Raw genomic sequence first — 15,821 nt, 5'->3', positions numbered from 1 at the left:
CTTGAGTGATCACTCAAGAAAGACTATTTCTGCCTGAACGCGCCAGAAAAGGAGTTCCGACATGGCCAATTTCCCGTCACATGATCTCGAATCCGCCCCCGAAGGGTCCAAACCGTTGCTGGAGAAATCGCAGGCCGCTTTTGGTCGCCTGCCCGGCCTGCACAAGGTCATGGCCGAAAGCCCCCAGCATCTTGAAGGCTATCAAGTTCTGCACGGCCTGTTCATGCAGACCGATTTCGACAACGACGAAAAAACCGTCGTATGGCAGACCATCAACGTGGAAAACGAATGCCACTATTGCGTACCCGCACATACCGGCATCGCCAAGATGATGAAGGTTTCGGACGAGATCACCGAAGCCCTGCGCAATGAAACCCCGCTGCCGTCGGCCAAGCTTGAAGCACTGCGCACCTTCACCCTGCAAATGATGGAAACCCGCGGCAACCCGACCGAAGCACAGCTGCAGGCGTTCTTTGATGCGGGCTACTCGCACCGCGCAGTTTTGGATGTGGTTCTCGGCCTGGCGCAAAAAACCATGTCGAACTACGTGAACCACATGGCAAAAACCCCGGTTGACGAAGTCATGCGCGGCTTCCTGTGGGAACGTAAGGTCGGCGAGCCGGCCTAAGCGGACACGACCGAGCCCTCAAAGCCATCACTCACGATCAATGATTGGGCTCGGTCGCCCAGTTCCGCAAACAGCTCAGGCCCGGTGCCCGTCATCCAGGCCTGAGCGCCCAGCGCACAAATCTCATCATACAGCGCCGCGCGCCGATCCGCGTCCAGATGCGCCGCCACCTCGTCCAACAACACGATCGGGGGCGCGCCAATCATACTCGCCAAGGCCCGTGCGTTCGACAGGATCAATGAGACCAATAATGCCTTCTGCTCACCGGTCGAGCAATCCTTGGCCGGAACGCCCTTGGCAGCGAACACCCCGTACACGTCTGACCGATGTGGTCCCACCAGGGTACGTCCAGCCGCCAGATCCCGGAACCGGCTTTCACTTAGTGCTTCGCGCAGATCCGCTTCCGTTTTCGGCATCGCACCTTCAGTCTGAACCAACTCCAAGTCCGCCGATGGAAACGCGGTTTCCGCCTGATCCTGCGCCGCGCGCAGATGATCAAGCGCTGAAAGTCGCGCCGCGTGGACGCGGTGACCAGTCTCCGCCATCTGCCCTTCAAGTGCGGCATACCAATGCGCGTCCCGCACCTGCTCTTTCAGCAGGCGATTCCGTTCGCGCATGGATTTTTCGTAAGTCAAAGACGCCTCAGCATGGGCTGGGTCGAAACTCAGCGCGATCCGGTCCAGAAAACGCCGACGTCCTTCGGCCCCCTCGATCCAAATCCGGTCCATTGACGGGATCAACCAGACAATCCGCGCCAGCTTGCCCAGATCAATCTGGCTAGACGCCTTGCCATCAATGCGAACCTGCCGCGCGACACCGCCCTCAGACCAGGTTTCAATCTCGTGATGTCGCCCCTGCGCCTGCAGCAACCCGGACAGTTTCCAACCCAGCGCCTCGGGGCGTCGGGTCATTTCGGCCGCGCTGGCCCGCCGCATTCCGCGACCGGGGGAAAACAGGGACACCGCTTCCAGGATGTTGGTCTTGCCCGCCCCGTTCGGCCCGTGAATCGCAACAGGCCGACCATCCAAAGACAGTCGCGCCAGCTTGTGGGACCGAAAATGCGAGACGGTAAGCTCGGTCAGGGCCAAACCCATGACCCCTCCCTTCATCTTTTCAAAAATACTCCCGCCGGAGGCATCGCACGTCCGTGCGATCAGACGCGCATCGGCATGACGACGTACACGGCGCTCTGGTCACCGCCCTCGCGCATCAGGGTCGGGTCGGCGGCTGAATTGAACAGGAAAACGGCGTTCTCACGATCCACCTGCGAAGCGATTTCCAGCAGGTATTTTGCGTTGAACCCGATCTCCAGGCGCTCATCACCATAAGCGACTGCCAGTTCTTCCTCGGCCGCGCCGCTGTCTGGCGCGTTGACCGACAGCACCAGCTTATCGGTATCCAGCTGCAGCTTTACGGCACGAGACCGTTCGGACGAAACTGTCGCAACCCGGTCCACAGCCTGTGCGAACTCGGCCGCGTCAACTTCCAGCTGGCGTGTATTGCCCTGCGGAATAACGCGTGTGTAATCCGGGAACGTGCCGTCGATCACTTTTGAGGTCAGCGTGATATCCGGGGTTGCAAATCGCACCTTCGTTTCGCTGACCGACACAGCGATATCCATCTCATCGTCGTCCAGAAGCTTGCGCAGTTCGCCCACGGTTTTGCGCGGTACGATCACACCGGGCATGTCTGCAGCGCCATCGGGCAGATCCGCATCGATGCGCGCCAGTCGGTGGCCATCGGTGGCCACACAGCGCAGCACCTTGCCGCCATCGGATCCGTCGGCCACATGCATATAAACGCCGTTCAGATAGTAACGCGTCTCTTCGGTCGAGATGGCAAATTTCGACTTATCGAACAACCGGCGCAGCAAGGCTGCCGAGGCCGTAAAGTTCGACTGGTATTCCGAGGACGCCATCACCGGGAAATCTTCCTTCGGCAGCGTCGCCAATGAGAAATTCGACCGGCCTGCTTCAACCGTCAGACGACCTGCGGCGCTGTCGGCGGTCAGTGTCACCAACGCGCCATCCGGAAGCTTGCGCACGATCTCATGCAAAGTCGTTGCGGCGACCGTTGTAGCCCCGGCTTTTTCGACCTGCGCAGGCGCCTTGTCGACAACTTCGATATCCAGATCGGTCGCCCGGAACATCGCCTGATCGCCTTCGGCTTCGATCAAAACGTTGGCAAGTATGGGAATGGTGTTGCGGCGTTCGACAACAGATTGGGCCTGGGAAACGGCCTTGAGAAGGGTGCCGCGTTCGATGCTGATCTTCATACCCTTAATTCCTCTGACTTGCGTGCCGAAATAGGCGGGACTGGCACGTTAGCGGTTCCGCCCTGAGGCACAAGGATTTTTTATGGATTTCTCGGTCGGATTGCCCAAAGCGTCAAGGGCCGCGTGGCCCAGCAGGCACAGTTCATTTCCATCCGTGGAAAATAGCGCACAAGAAAACGCCCCGGGCGTGAGGGTCCGGGGCGTTTCTAACGTGATATGGGTAGGAGCTCAGGCTTCCAGCGCGCGCCGCAGCATTTCCACATCTTCGGCAATCTGGCCGTCTGTGGTTTTCAGCTCTTCGATGCGTTTTACGCCGTGCATGACAGTCGTGTGGTCACGTCCTCCGAACCGGCGGCCGATTTCCGGCAGCGACCGGCTGGTCAGTCGCTTGCACAGATACATCGCAACCTGACGCGGGCGGGCATAAGACCGCAGGCGTTTAGGCCCAATGATGTCGGACAGGCGGATGTTGTAATAGTCTGACACTTTACGCTGAATCTCTTCGACAGTGATCTTGCGCTCGGATGCGCGCAGCACATCGGCCAGGCAGTCCTGCGTCAGCTCCATGTCGATCTCGCGCCCCACCAACGAGGCAAAAGCGAACAGACGGGTCAGAGCGCCTTCCAGCACGCGAACATTGGTTGAGATCCGGTGCGCCAGGAACTCCAGGACGCCATCGGCAATTGTCAGGTCGGGATATGTGCTGCTGTATTGCTGCACCTTGTTTTGCAGGATGCCCAGTCGCAGCTCATAGTCGGTTGGGTGCAAATCGACCACCAGACCACATTGCAGACGCGATTTCACCCGATCCTCAAGGTCTTTGATCTCACCCGGGGCGCGGTCGGCCGAGATGATGATCTGCTTGTTCTGGTCTACCAGCGCATTGAATGTGTGAAAAAACTCTTCCTGTGTCGAATCTTTGCCGGCGATAAACTGCACATCGTCCACCATCAACACGTCAACCGACCGGAACAGATGTTTGAAGTCCATCATCCGGCGTTCGCGCAAGGCCTGCACAAAGCGGTACATGAACTGTTCCGCCGACAAATAGAGCACGTTCAACTCGGGGTGCTTTGTTTTCAGCTCCCATGCAATAGCGTGCATCAGGTGCGTCTTACCCAGACCAACGCCACCGTAAAGAACCAGCGGGTTGAAGGTCACAGGACCACCTTCAGACACACGACGCGCCGCGGCATGGGCCAGTTCGTTGGGTTTGCCAACGACAAAACTGTCGAAGGTAAAGCGGGAATCCAGCGGCGCGGCCTGCAAGGACTCAAATGCCCCATTCGCGGCTTCCATCTGCGGCGCAACAGGTGCAACCCGCACAACTGTCGGCTCGGATTCGGCCTCTGCCTTAGGGCGCGCCGGTGAGTTGGCAGCGACGCGAAAGGTCAGTCGTTGAACCGTTTCCCCTGCGGTGTTCATCTCATACAATATGAGATCCGCAAAGTTCTGACTGACATAGTTGCCCATGAAATTTGTCGGCACGGAAAACACCGCTACACCGTCCTGCAGCTCTTGGAATTCAAGAGGTTCGATCCAGGTCGTGTAGTTGTTTTTTCCGATGGCCTTGAGCAACTTGTTACGTAGTAGTCCCCATTTCTCTTGTGTCATTAAGCGCCTCACGCATCCCATTCTTTATTGGCCTGTCGGCCTTATTGCTATTTTCCGGTTGCCCGGATTAAGCTTTCACACGCAAAAGGGTAACCAACGCCAAACCGCAGAAGTTTGGCGGGTGTGTTTTGGAAAGTCCGCACATCCCTATTTTCCGGCGCTCCATACCCGGAACGCCTTAAAAACAGGGTTGCGCAACGCAATCTCATATTCGACAGGGCTTGGTTCCCTGGTGACCCAAGGACCGCAGCAGATTAGCAAACCAGTTGCCAACATTCGTTCCTGACCGTCCTGATGCCCGTCAGTCTAGTCGTTGGAACAGCCTGTCCCCCCAAGCGAGTGAATCGCTGTAACAGTGGTAGCAAGAGGCCAAGGCATCCGGCAACGAAACTCTGATATTGACTCGTATCTTTCGCCGAAAGAATCTCTCGGGTTTGTGAAGGCGCGGCTTTCCGGCAACAGCAAAAAAAAAGCGCCGCAGGACGCGGCGCATTTTCTATCATTTCACCTTGTTTGGTTGACCCGAGGTCAACCCAGATCTTAGCCCAGCGCTTTTACACGAGCCGACAGACGCGACATTTTACGCGACGCGGTGTTCTTGTGGAAAACGCCTTTTGTGACGCCGCGCATCAGTTCAGGCTGAGCTGCGCGCAGTGCTGCGGTTGCAGCGTCCTTGTCACCGGATGCGATCGCTTCTTCTACCTTACGCAGGAAGGTGCGGATGCGCGAACGACGTGCTTTGTTGATTGCGAAACGGCTCTCGTTCTGACGAGCGCGTTTTTTTGCTTGGGGCGAATTAGCCATGTGTGTCTCTGACCTTTGGTTCGGTACGTTGTCTAGGGTTGCGCGCCACGGAATATCCGCACCGGATCAGAAATCACGAGTGTGAGTCGGGCCAAGCGGGCCGCACGCGCATGTATAGCGGCGGTTACTATCCAAGTTGGCCGGGTTTGCCAAGCCGATTCTTTTGATGCGGATAGCTGGTATGAAAAAGGCGGGCAAAGGCCCGCCGGTTTCGATTTGATCAGGGCACCGATTACTTGTCGCGGAATTGCGCGGCGCGTTTTTCCAGGAACGCGGCCATGCCTTCCTTCTGATCCTCGGTCGCGAACATCGAATGGAACACACGGCGTTCGAACAGCATGCCTTCGCTCAGCGGCAGCTCATAGCTGCGGTTTACCGATTCCTTGGCTGCCATTGCGGTCAACTGCGATTTTTCGGCGATCTTCTGGGCTGCGCCCATCGCCTCATCCATCAGTTTCTTGGCGGGAACAACACGACTGACAAGACCAGCGCGTTCGGCTTCTTCTGCGTCCATGAAACGGCCGGTCAGGTTCATGTCCATGGATTTGGACTTGCCGACAAACCGCGTCAGGCGCTGGCTGCCCCCAAGCCCGGCAATGACGCCAAGATTGATCTCGGGCTGGCCGAATTTGGCAGTGTCCGCTGCGATGATGAAATCGCACAGCATCGCCAGTTCGCACCCTCCGCCCAACGCATATCCGGCAACGGCTGCAATGATTGGCTTACGGATCGCGCACACGCGGTCGTTCAGAGCACCAAACAGGTTCGAGCTGTAGACATCGACAAAGCTCATCTCGGACATCTCCTTGATGTCCGCGCCTGCCGCGAACGCCTTGTCCGACCCGGTGATGACGATGCAGCGCACTTTGTCGTTGCTATCCGCATCTTCCAATGCGGTGCACAATTCTTGCGCCAGCTGTGAGTTCAGCGCATTCAGCGCATCGGGCCTGTCGAGCTTGATAAGGGCGACGTGGTCTTCGATTTCGACGATGATCGTCTCAAAAGCCATGAGATGAGAGTTTCCGGTTGTTCCGTTCAGGTACGATTCCTTACCACGCGAATTCGCTGGATCAAGCTATCTTTGGCATTGCGTACAATAGAAGGATGAGCGACCGGACTGGGTGATTCTCTTGATCGGGGTACCACAACCTTCGGTCCGGCAGGGTTCGCCCTCGCGCCCATAGACGTCAAAGCTGTGCTGAAAATATCCAAGTTCTCCATCGGCTTGGCGGAAATCGCGCAGGGAAGATCCACCTGCTTCGATGGCGTCCTGCAATACCTTCCGGATGATTGGAACAAGTGCAGCGACTCGGGTCGCAGAAATTTGACCGGCTTTGCGACGTGGCGACACACGACCGCGATAAAGCGCCTCGCAAACATAGATATTACCCAGTCCGGCAACGATTCCCTGATCCAAAAGTGCAGATTTGATCGGAGTGTTCTTTCCCCGAAACGCATCGATCAGATGTTGTTCGTGAAAATCATTACCCAAAGGTTCCGGCCCGAGGACAGACAGCAGCTTGTGATCGTCCGCAGTTGCTGTCTGCAACAGGTCCATCGCACCAAACCGGCGCGGATCGTTGAACGTGACACGTGCGCCATTGGCCATGTGAAAGACCACATGGTCATGTTTTTGGATCACCGGATGTTCATGCGCGAATTGCCCCAGCGGATCGCCAGATACGGTCATCCGGCCTGACATGCCCAAATGAATCAGCAGGGTTTCACCGCTGCTGAGATCGGCAAGAATGTATTTCGACCGTCGACGCAATCGCTGAACCGTCTGCCCCGTCAACCGCTCGGCCATCCGCTCAGGGAAAGGCCAGCGCAGATCAGGACGATTCACATCTGCCCGGTCGATCGCCACGCCTTCCATCGCTGGGCTCAGGCCGCGTCTTACTGTCTCGACCTCAGGCAATTCCGGCATTACACGGCTCCTATTCCAAAGGGCCGCATTGTGCCCCGGTTCCAGAGCCCTATAACAGAGGCGAAATTCGAAAAACGGCAAGGCAAATGTCCGACAACAGCGACAAGACCACTCATTTTGGGTTCGAAACCGTGCGTGAGGCTGAAAAGGCCGGGCGTGTGCAGGGCGTGTTCAACTCGGTCGCCTCGAAATATGACGTGATGAACGATGTCATGTCGATGGGCATTCACCGGGTCTGGAAAGACGCGATGATGGACTGGCTTGCTCCGCGCCCAGGCCAGCGCCTGCTCGACGTGGCGGGCGGCACCGGTGACATCTCGTTTCGATTCCTGAAACGCGCAGGCTATGGCCATGCCACCGTTCTGGATCTAACCGAACCCATGCTGGTCGAAGGCCGCCAACGTGCCGAGGCCGACCAGATGGCAGACAGCCTGAATTGGGTGGTTGGTGATGCCATGGCTCTGCCCTTCGACGACAACACATTTGACGTCTACACGATTTCTTTCGGCATCCGGAACGTGACCCGCCCCCAAGAGGCCCTGAACGAGGCGTTTCGCGTTCTCAAACCCGGCGGCCGCCTGATGGTGTTGGAGTTCAGCCAATTGCCCAATGACGGGCTGCAAAAGCTCTATGACCTTTACAGTTTCAACGTCATCCCGCGCATGGGCAAGCTGATCGCCAATGATTACGACAGCTATCAATATCTGGTCGAATCGATCCGCAATTTCCCGGATCAGGAAACATTTCTGGGCATGGTCCGCGCGGCCGGATTTGAAAATGCCAAGTACCGCAACCTGAGCATGGGCATCGCCGCGCTGCATTCCGGCTGGAAAATCTGATGCGCGGACCACACAACATCATTCGCCTGATCCGCACAGGCGCCACTCTTGAGCGCACAGGCGCCATGAACGTTGTGCTGGACGCGTTCGAGGCTCCGCGCGCAATCCGGTTTCTGGCGCATGCTTTGGGAAAACCGTTCCAATGGTTGGGTTACAAAGGCGATCCTGACATGCCCCCCGCCACAAGGGCGCTGACGGCGCTTGGACCGGCATACATCAAGTTTGGTCAGGTACTGTCGACCCGTCCCGATGTGGTCGGGGATGAGTTGGCCGAACAATTGCGCGTGCTGCAGGACAAGCTGCCCCCGTTCTCTAAAGCCGAAGCCATGGCTGAGGTTGAAAAGGAACTGGGCCAGCCGGTTTCCGAAGTGTTCAGCGAGTTCAGTGAACCCATCGCCGCGGCCTCGATTGCTCAGGTCCACAAGGCCAAGCTGGTTAGCACCGGTGAAGACGTCGCCGTCAAAGTTCTGCGCCCAAACATCGAACGCGCCTTCCGCAAGGATGTAGACGCATTTTATTTCGCCGCACGCATCGTGCAGCTATTCGCCCCCGGTGCACGCCGCCTGCGTCCGATGGAGGTGATCGAACATTTCGACGGCGTGGTCCGCGGTGAGCTCGACCTGCGGCTGGAAAGCGCAGCCGCGTCGGAATATGCGGCCAACACCAAGAACGACACAGGCTTCTGGCTGCCCCCGGTCGTCTGGTCCCTGTCTGCCCGCCGGGTGATGACGCTCAGCTGGGCCGACGGCGTTCCGCTGGGCGACAACATCGCGCTGGATGCTGCGGGGCACGACCGCGGCGATCTGGCGGAACGTGTGCTGCGCCTGTTCCTGTTGCACGCGCTGCGTGACGGTTTTTTCCACGCTGACATGCATCAGGGCAACCTGAAGGTCGCGGCAAATGGGGACATCATTGCCTACGACTATGGCATCATGGGTCATATCGACGAATATACCCGCCGGGTTTATGCCGAGATTCTCTTTGGCTTTATTCGCCGCGACTACAAGCGCGTGGCCGAAGTGCATTTCGAAGCTGGCTATGTCCCTGCCGACAGGGACGTCGACGAGTTTGCCCGCGCCCTGCGCGCGGTCGGAGAGCCTATCTTTGGCATGGATGCCACTCATATTTCGATGGGACGCCTACTGAATTACCTGTTCGAGGTGACAGAACGGTTCGGCATGGAAACCCGCACGGAACTGATCCTGCTGCAACGGACAATGGTGGTCGTCGAAGGCGTGGCGCGGTCACTGGACTCGCGCATCAACATCTGGGAAGTCGCGCGCCCGGTTGTCGAAGATTACATCAAGCAATCCATCGGTCCCCGCGCAGCACTACGGGATTTTGGCAAAACCGCCATGGTGCTGGCCCGCTTTGGCCCGCGCCTGCCCGCTTTGGTGGAAAATGCGCTGATCGCGCAGACGCAAAAGGACGACACTAAAAACAAAGGCCTATCGGCGGCCATTCTTCCAGCAACCATCGGCGCCGCTGCTGGCGCCGCAATTGTCCTGATCCTGACAGCCTTCACCTAAGGCATATCCGTCAGCTTCATCTGGCCAAAATATCCTCGGGGCGAATCGCGCAAGCGCGATGGGGGGCAGACAGCCCCCCCCTCTGCCCGATCCGGATCAGATCCGCTCGAAGGCAATGGCGATACCCTGTCCGCCACCAATGCACATCGTGACCAGGCCCTTCGATCCGCCGATGCGTTCCAGCTCGTACAACGCCTTAAGGGTGATGATCGCGCCTGTAGCGCCCACCGGGTGCCCCAAAGCAATCGCCCCCCCGTTCGGATTCACCTTGGCTGCATCCAGCCCCAGTTCTTTGTTTACGGCCAAGGCTTGCGACGCGAAGGCCTCGTTGCTTTCGATCACATCGAAATCCTCGATCGACAGGCCCGTACGCGCCAACAGGTTCTGTACAGCCGGAACCGGTCCGATCCCCATAACCTCGGGACGGACACCAGCGTGACCGTATCCCAGAATGCGCGCCTTGGGTTTCAGACCCGCTTTCTCAGCTGCTTCAGCCGTAGCCAGAACCATCGCGGCGGCACCGTCGTTGATGCCGGACGCGTTTCCAGCCGTCACCCGACCGTCCTTCTTGAACGCCGGGCGCAGTCCTGCCAGCGCCTCGGCCGAGGTCTGCTTGGGGTGTTCGTCGACCGTGAAATCGACCATGTCGCGTTTGACTTTGACCTGAACCGGCGCGATTTGGCTTTCAAAATAGCCAGCCCCAATCGCAGTCGCAGCCCGCGCCTGGCTGGCTAGGGCAAATTCGTCCATTTGCTCACGCGTGATCTGATGTTCATCCGCCACGTTCTCGGCTGTCACACCCATATGACCGGTGCCAAAGGGACAATTCAGGGCACCCAGCATCATATCGAGCGATTTAACATCCCCCATTTTCGCACCCCAGCGCGCCTGAGGAACGATGTAGGGGCTGCGCGACATGCTTTCGGCACCTCCAGCCACGGCAAATTCTGCATCACCCAACATCAGAGACTGCACAGCGGACACAATCGCCTGCGCTCCCGACCCGCACAGGCGGTTCACATTCATCGCAGGTGTTTCGTTCGGAATGCCCGCTTGTTTTGCAGCGGCGCGCGACAAGTACATATCGCGTGGCTCGGTGTTGATCACGTGGCCAAAAACAACGCTGCCGATCTGGGTCGGTTCGACCCCTGAACGTTCCATCGCCGCTTCCGTCACCACGGTCGCAAGATCAATCGGCGCGGTTGATGCCAGCGCCCCGCCAAACGTACCAATCGCGGTGCGGGCACCATCAAGAATCACGATGTCTTTCATGTCTCTACTCCTCCGGAATTTGACGGAATTATGCATCTGCGGCATCAGGCTGTCCTATGGAACGTACCGTCACAAGCAGAATTGACATATGACGGACAAACGCGCATGAGATTCCGTCATGACGGAAAACCCAGATGATATCCTGACACGCCTGCCCGCACGCCTGAAAGAGGCCCGCCGTGCCAAGGGCTTGTCGCTTGAAGCCGTGGCAAACCTCAGCGGCGTCTCCCGATCCATGGTCAGCCAGATCGAGCGCGGCGAAAGCAGCCCGACGATCTCGACCTTGTGGAACCTGACCCGCGCATTACAGGTGGATTTCGCGGGTCTTCTGGAGGAAGCGAACAGCGCGAACCAGATCGAAGTCCTCAGGAAATCCGAGGTGCCCAGCATCGACAACATGGGCCAAAACTGTCGGATTCGCATTCTTTCACCGCCCGAGGAAGCAGGTGGTCACGAGGTCTACGATATTGAGTTTGACAAAGGCGGCGCACTAAACAGCCAGCCCCACGCCCGTGGAGCCAGAGAACAGTTGACCGTGCTGGAAGGTGCCGTTCGTGTGACCTCCGGTACGGCTGTCAGTGATCTACAGAAGGGTGATACCGCACGCTATGCGGCGGATGTCGTGCATTCGATTGTTGCTAACGGGGCAGCGCGGGTTTTCCTGATCGTTAAAAACGCCTGACACCTGCAAAATCCGTATTCACGGAAATTTTTCCCGTATACTGTAATTCCCCTATTTGGGAATTATGTCCGCTATGTTAGATATGCGACTCAGATAAACGGAGACCGCCATGGCAGATGCATTCTTGTCCCATATTACGGACACCCTTGCGCAGATCGAATCTGAGGGTCTGTATAAGCGCGAACGAATGATCACCTCGCCTCAGGGCGGTGAGATTACGGTGGGCGACCGGAAGGTCATCAACCTGTGCGCCAACAATTATCTAGGTCTGGCCGATCATCCTGCTTTGATCGAGGCCGCCAAAGGCGCGATGGAACCCAAGGGGTTCGGCATGGCTTCGGTCCGCTTCATCTGCGGTACGCAGGACATTCACCGTGAGTTGGAACAGAAGCTGGCCAAGTTCCTGAACAAGGACGATTCGATCCTGTTTGCCGCTTGTTTCGATGCCAATGGCGGCCTGTTTGAGCCTTTGTTAGGGCCTGAAGACGCCATCATCTCGGACAGTTTGAACCACGCCTCGATCATCGACGGTGTGCGGTTGTGCAAGGCGAAGCGCTATCGGTACATGAACAATGACATGAACGATCTTGAAGCTTGGTTGAAACAGGCGCGCGAGGATGGCGCGCGACATATCATGATCGCGACCGATGGCGTGTTCTCAATGGATGGCTATCTGGCCAACCTGCCAAAAATTTGCGAGCTGGCGGACAAATACGATGCCATCGTCATGGTGGATGACTGCCACGCCACCGGCTTCATGGGGCCAAACGGGACGGGCACGCCGGATCACTTCGGTGTCGACGTGGACGTTCTGACGGGAACCTTGGGCAAGGCACTTGGGGGAGCTATCGGCGGTTACATCGCCGGGCCGCAGCCAGTGATCGACCTACTACGGCAGCGGGCGCGGCCCTATCTGTTCTCAAACTCGCTGCCACCCTCCATCGTCGCCGCCGGATTGGAAGCAATCCGCCTGGTCGAAGAGGGCGACGTGCTGCGCGCGCAACTGTTCGGCAACGCGAAATACTGGCGTGCAGGATTGGAAAATCTGGGCTTTGACCTCCTGCCCGGCGAACACCCCATCATCCCAGTCATGTTGGGCGAGGCGCAACTGGCGCAAGATATGGCGTCGCGCCTGTTCGACGAAGGCGTCTATGTATCGGGCTTCTTTTTCCCAGTGGTCCCACGTGGTCAGGCACGGATCAGAACACAGATGAATGCGGCTCTAACAAGGGACGAATTAGACCTTGCGCTGGCCGCCTTTGGCAAGGTCGGCAAAGAATTGGGAGTGATCTGATGCGCCCCAACACAATGAAAGCTTTGGAGAAATCCAAACCTGAGGAAGGTCTGTGGATAGTGCAGGCCCCGGTGCCCGAAATCGACGCGGATGAGGTTCTGATCCGCATCAACAAGACCGGCATTTGCGGGACAGATATCCATATCTGGAACTGGGATGACTGGGCTGCGGCCACGGTGCCGATCCCGATGATCACCGGCCACGAATTCGCGGGTGAGATCGTCGAAATCGGGCGTAATGTCACCGGTCTGGAGATCGGCCAGCGCTGTTCTGGCGAAGGACATCTGATCACCACCGACAGCCGACAGAGCCGCGCGGGAAAGTTCCATCTGGACCCCGGCACGCGGGGCATTGGTGTGAATGAACAGGGGGCCTTTGCCCAATATCTGAAACTTCCTGCCTTCAACGTGGTGCCCTTGCCCGAGGATGTTCCGGATGAGATCGGAGCCATCCTCGACCCGCTGGGCAACGCGGTTCACACTGCGCTCAGCTTCGACCTGCTGGGCGAAGATGTTCTGATCACAGGCGCAGGCCCTATCGGCATCATGGCTGCGGCCGTTGCGCGGCATGCAGGCGCGCGGCATGTGGTGATCACCGATATCAACCCGGATCGTCTAAAGCTGGCCGAACACGTCGTGCCCACCGTGCGGTCCGTGGATGTCAGCAAGGAAGACCTGCAAGACGTCATAACCGAGCTTGGTATGCAGCAGGGGTTTGACGTTGGCTTGGAGATGTCCGGTTCGCAAGCCGCACTGGACCAGATGGTCGAGGCACTGGTGATGGGCGGCAAAATCGCCTTGCTGGGCATTCCCCCCGGAAAATCCCCAGTTGATTGGAGCCGTATCGTCTTCAAGGCCATCACCATCAAAGGTGTTTATGGGCGTGAAATGTTCGAAACATGGTACAAGATGATCGCCATGTTGCAGAACGGTCTGGACGTCAGCCGGGTCATTACGCACCAGATGAAGGTCGACGATTTCGCCGCAGGTTTTGACGCGATGAAATCCGGCCAATCCGGCAAAGTGGTTCTGGACTGGACTTAACGCTCTGGAATTGCGCGAGATCAGTCCCTAAACAGGGGTGAAATCATGCGTTTGGAGGAGCAAATGGGCGACAAGGACCGGTATCTGGAACGCGGGATCGAGGACACTCTGGTCACCGATTTCGCGGAAACCCATCGCAAGAGCTATGGCGACTTCCTGCAGCTCAAGACCTTGTTGAATCTGCAAAAAACGTTTCAGGACCCTGCGCAGCCAGATGAAATGCTGTTCATCATCATCCATCAGGTCAGCGAGTTGTGGTTGAAACTGATGCACCACCAACTGGTCGAGGTACGCCGGTTCCTGCAACAGGACGAATTCGGCCCCGCGATGAAGAATCTCGACCGGGTCAAGGCGATTCAGCGCCAACTGATCTCGGCTTGGGAGACGTTGCTGACCATGACGCCGGCCGACTATATGACCTTCCGCGAGGCGTTGGGCAGTTCTTCGGGTTTCCAAAGCTACGGCTATCGTCAGATCGAATTCATTCTGGGCAACAAGGATGCCTCGACGCTGAAGGTTCACGCACATGATCCCGAAGTGATGGCGATGCTAGACGCCGCACTGACGAAGCCGTCCTTGTATGACGAGGTGCTGCATATGTTGTCCCGTCAGGGTTTCGATGTGCCCGATGATTTACTGAATCGGGACTATGCGCAGCCATATTCCGGCGACAACCGCGTGGTTAAGATTTGGGGGCAGGTGTTCCGCGATACGGACAAGTATTGGGACCTTTACGCGCTAGCCGAAAAGCTGATGGACGTCGAATCCCTGTTCCAACGCTGGCGTTTTGACCACGTCACAGCTGTGGAACGTGTCATCGGCAACCAACCCGGCACGGGTGGATCCAGCGGCGTGTCCTTTCTGCGCAAAGCCCTGGATTTACGCTTCTTCCACGATCTCTACGATGTGCGCACCGAATTGATGTATGCGGGGCAGGAGTAGGCGATGCTGTATCGAGGGTTCCCTAAGGACGAGTTGGAGCGTGAGTACTCCCCCAGTTCGATGATCGGTGGCGATCTGACACCCTATCTAGACAGCTATACCGCACTCAGCGCGCAGCACCGGGCGAGGATGGACGTGAAGGAAAACGTCGCCTATGGCGAATCGCCGGCGCAAGTGCTGGATTTCTTTCCCGCGAAAGGAGCAGGTGCGCCGTTGCACGTCTTTGTTCACGGCGGATATTGGCAAGCGCTCAGCCAGCGCGAATCAGCGATGATGGCCCCCGCACTGATTGAGGCCGAGCAATCCTTTGCCACGTTGAATTACACGTTGGCCCCGGATGCGCGGCTGGATCAGATGGTCAACGAATGCCGCGATGCCCTGCTTTGGCTGGCAGAGAACGCGTTCAATTTGGGCTTTGATCCGTCGCGGATCACCCTATCGGGACACAGTGCAGGCGCGCATCTGGTGGCCATGGTCATGGCGACCTCGGCGGATGCGTTGGCCCGCGCGGGATTGCGCGTGCGCGATGTTATTCTGATCAGCGGCGTCTATGATCTGGAACCGATCAGCCTGACGTCCGTAAACGATCCGCTGCAACTGACTCCGGTCGAGATACATGATCTGTCCCCCATCCTGCACCTGCCCGCCCCCGGCCCGCGCTACCACGTGGCCGTGGCCGAACGAGACACGCCCGAATTTGTCCGCCAGAGCCGAGATTATGCTGAATTGCTGCGCAAAGCCGGACATTCGGTCAGTTTCGACCTGAAAAAGGGGATGCAGCATTTCGATATTATCATGCATCCGGGGACGTTTTTAGCGGGGTCGAAATAGGCAAGGGCCATTTGCTGCGACGCCATGAACGTCTTGTTCGAGCGCATTTTAACCGATGCTGCACTTTGGACAAACGTCCGATGGCGAGACGCTTCAAACAAATTGCCTTAATTCAGCCATACATTCCGCGCATCAGTACAC

The 15,821-nt window shown here is 57.7% G+C and carries 15 protein-coding genes; 8 read left to right on the top strand and 7 right to left on the bottom strand.

From position 1 onward, the window contains the following. Positions 1–61 precede the first annotated feature (61 nt). Positions 62–628, top strand: coding sequence for a carboxymuconolactone decarboxylase family protein (locus tag AC2FFP_RS18210; RefSeq protein WP_108861618.1), 567 nt, complete (start codon positions 62–64; stop codon positions 626–628). Here AC2FFP_RS18210 and recF read toward each other — a convergent pair. The 6 genes from recF to mutM form a co-directional block, all read right to left on the bottom strand. Next, positions 625–1,722: a DNA replication/repair protein RecF gene (recF, locus tag AC2FFP_RS18205; protein WP_496881326.1), complete on the bottom strand. Its 1,098-nt coding sequence runs from the start codon at positions 1,720–1,722 to the stop codon at positions 625–627. The genes AC2FFP_RS18210 and recF overlap by 4 nt on opposite strands. 59 nt (positions 1,723–1,781) lie before the next feature. After that, positions 1,782–2,903, bottom strand: a complete 1,122-nt coding sequence (dnaN, locus tag AC2FFP_RS18200; RefSeq protein WP_496769684.1) for a DNA polymerase III subunit beta — start codon at positions 2,901–2,903, stop codon at positions 1,782–1,784. Positions 2,904–3,131: 228 nt separating this feature from the next. After that, a complete protein-coding gene (gene dnaA / locus AC2FFP_RS18195; protein WP_496881325.1) occupies positions 3,132–4,517 on the bottom strand; it encodes a chromosomal replication initiator protein DnaA in 1,386 nt (461 codons plus the stop codon). A gap of 540 nt (positions 4,518–5,057) precedes the next feature. Then, on the bottom strand, positions 5,058–5,321 hold the full coding sequence (gene rpsT / locus AC2FFP_RS18190) for a 30S ribosomal protein S20 (protein ID WP_496726660.1): 264 nt from the start codon (positions 5,319–5,321) through the stop codon (positions 5,058–5,060). Positions 5,322–5,553: 232 nt separating this feature from the next. Further along, on the bottom strand, positions 5,554–6,330 hold the full coding sequence (gene acuK, locus AC2FFP_RS18185) for an acryloyl-CoA hydratase (RefSeq protein ID WP_496726661.1): 777 nt from the start codon (positions 6,328–6,330) through the stop codon (positions 5,554–5,556). A gap of 66 nt (positions 6,331–6,396) precedes the next feature. Further along, the gene (gene mutM, locus AC2FFP_RS18180; RefSeq protein WP_496769682.1) at positions 6,397–7,248 is read right to left on the bottom strand and encodes a bifunctional DNA-formamidopyrimidine glycosylase/DNA-(apurinic or apyrimidinic site) lyase; all 852 of its coding nucleotides are present in this window, start codon (positions 7,246–7,248) and stop codon (positions 6,397–6,399) included. Positions 7,249–7,334: 86 nt separating this feature from the next. On the opposite strand from mutM, the gene ubiE reads away from it, so the two are divergent. Together ubiE and ubiB are read left to right on the top strand one after the other, a co-directional pair. After that, entirely contained in the window at positions 7,335–8,087 is a 753-nt protein-coding gene (gene ubiE, locus AC2FFP_RS18175; RefSeq protein ID WP_058272973.1) for a bifunctional demethylmenaquinone methyltransferase/2-methoxy-6-polyprenyl-1,4-benzoquinol methylase UbiE, read from the top strand. Further along, positions 8,087–9,616 (top strand): 2-polyprenylphenol 6-hydroxylase, encoded by a 1,530-nt coding sequence (gene ubiB / locus AC2FFP_RS18170; RefSeq protein ID WP_496769679.1) that lies wholly within the window; start codon positions 8,087–8,089, stop codon positions 9,614–9,616. The genes ubiE and ubiB overlap by 1 nt, the downstream gene beginning before the upstream one ends. Before the next feature lie 96 nt (positions 9,617–9,712). Here the strand turns inward: ubiB and AC2FFP_RS18165 are convergent, their stop codons facing one another. Further along, on the bottom strand, positions 9,713–10,888 hold the full coding sequence (locus AC2FFP_RS18165) for an acetyl-CoA C-acyltransferase family protein (protein ID WP_496769677.1): 1,176 nt from the start codon (positions 10,886–10,888) through the stop codon (positions 9,713–9,715). Positions 10,889–11,006: 118 nt separating this feature from the next. Between AC2FFP_RS18165 and AC2FFP_RS18160 the strand changes: the two genes are divergently transcribed. From AC2FFP_RS18160 to AC2FFP_RS18140, 5 genes are all read left to right on the top strand, one after another. Continuing rightward, positions 11,007–11,570: a helix-turn-helix domain-containing protein gene (locus AC2FFP_RS18160; RefSeq protein WP_496769675.1), complete on the top strand. Its 564-nt coding sequence runs from the start codon at positions 11,007–11,009 to the stop codon at positions 11,568–11,570. A gap of 109 nt (positions 11,571–11,679) precedes the next feature. Then, positions 11,680–12,864, top strand: a complete 1,185-nt coding sequence (locus tag AC2FFP_RS18155) for a glycine C-acetyltransferase (RefSeq protein ID WP_496881324.1) — start codon at positions 11,680–11,682, stop codon at positions 12,862–12,864. Positions 12,865–12,878: 14 nt separating this feature from the next. After that, the gene (gene tdh, locus AC2FFP_RS18150; RefSeq protein WP_496769693.1) at positions 12,879–13,907 is read left to right on the top strand and encodes an L-threonine 3-dehydrogenase; all 1,029 of its coding nucleotides are present in this window, start codon (positions 12,879–12,881) and stop codon (positions 13,905–13,907) included. A 45-nt stretch (positions 13,908–13,952) separates the two neighbouring features. After that, the gene (locus tag AC2FFP_RS18145) at positions 13,953–14,849 is read left to right on the top strand and encodes a tryptophan 2,3-dioxygenase (protein WP_496769672.1); all 897 of its coding nucleotides are present in this window, start codon (positions 13,953–13,955) and stop codon (positions 14,847–14,849) included. A 3-nt stretch (positions 14,850–14,852) separates the two neighbouring features. Then, entirely contained in the window at positions 14,853–15,680 is an 828-nt protein-coding gene (locus AC2FFP_RS18140; protein WP_496769669.1) for an alpha/beta hydrolase, read from the top strand. Positions 15,681–15,821 lie beyond the last annotated feature (141 nt).

Source organism: Ruegeria sp. YTSC004 (genome assembly GCF_059609805.1).
This window is presented reverse-complemented; position numbering and strand designations above follow the sequence as displayed.

Coding starts and splice junctions, on each gene's coding strand:
- AC2FFP_RS18145 (WP_496769672.1), top strand. CDS start 13,953: ATGCGTTTGGAGGAGCAAATGGGCGACAAGGACCGGTATCTGGAACGC.
- recF (WP_496881326.1), bottom strand. CDS start 1,722: ATGGGTTTGGCCCTGACCGAGCTTACCGTCTCGCATTTTCGGTCCCAC.
- AC2FFP_RS18160 (WP_496769675.1), top strand. CDS start 11,007: ATGACGGAAAACCCAGATGATATCCTGACACGCCTGCCCGCACGCCTG.
- AC2FFP_RS18165 (WP_496769677.1), bottom strand. CDS start 10,888: ATGAAAGACATCGTGATTCTTGATGGTGCCCGCACCGCGATTGGTACG.
- dnaA (WP_496881325.1), bottom strand. CDS start 4,517: ATGACACAAGAGAAATGGGGACTACTACGTAACAAGTTGCTCAAGGCC.
- ubiB (WP_496769679.1), top strand. CDS start 8,087: ATGCGCGGACCACACAACATCATTCGCCTGATCCGCACAGGCGCCACT.
- AC2FFP_RS18210 (WP_108861618.1), top strand. CDS start 62: ATGGCCAATTTCCCGTCACATGATCTCGAATCCGCCCCCGAAGGGTCC.
- tdh (WP_496769693.1), top strand. CDS start 12,879: ATGAAAGCTTTGGAGAAATCCAAACCTGAGGAAGGTCTGTGGATAGTG.
- AC2FFP_RS18140 (WP_496769669.1), top strand. CDS start 14,853: ATGCTGTATCGAGGGTTCCCTAAGGACGAGTTGGAGCGTGAGTACTCC.
- AC2FFP_RS18155 (WP_496881324.1), top strand. CDS start 11,680: ATGGCAGATGCATTCTTGTCCCATATTACGGACACCCTTGCGCAGATC.
- rpsT (WP_496726660.1), bottom strand. CDS start 5,321: ATGGCTAATTCGCCCCAAGCAAAAAAACGCGCTCGTCAGAACGAGAGC.
- mutM (WP_496769682.1), bottom strand. CDS start 7,248: ATGCCGGAATTGCCTGAGGTCGAGACAGTAAGACGCGGCCTGAGCCCA.
- dnaN (WP_496769684.1), bottom strand. CDS start 2,903: ATGAAGATCAGCATCGAACGCGGCACCCTTCTCAAGGCCGTTTCCCAG.
- ubiE (WP_058272973.1), top strand. CDS start 7,335: ATGTCCGACAACAGCGACAAGACCACTCATTTTGGGTTCGAAACCGTG.
- acuK (WP_496726661.1), bottom strand. CDS start 6,330: ATGGCTTTTGAGACGATCATCGTCGAAATCGAAGACCACGTCGCCCTT.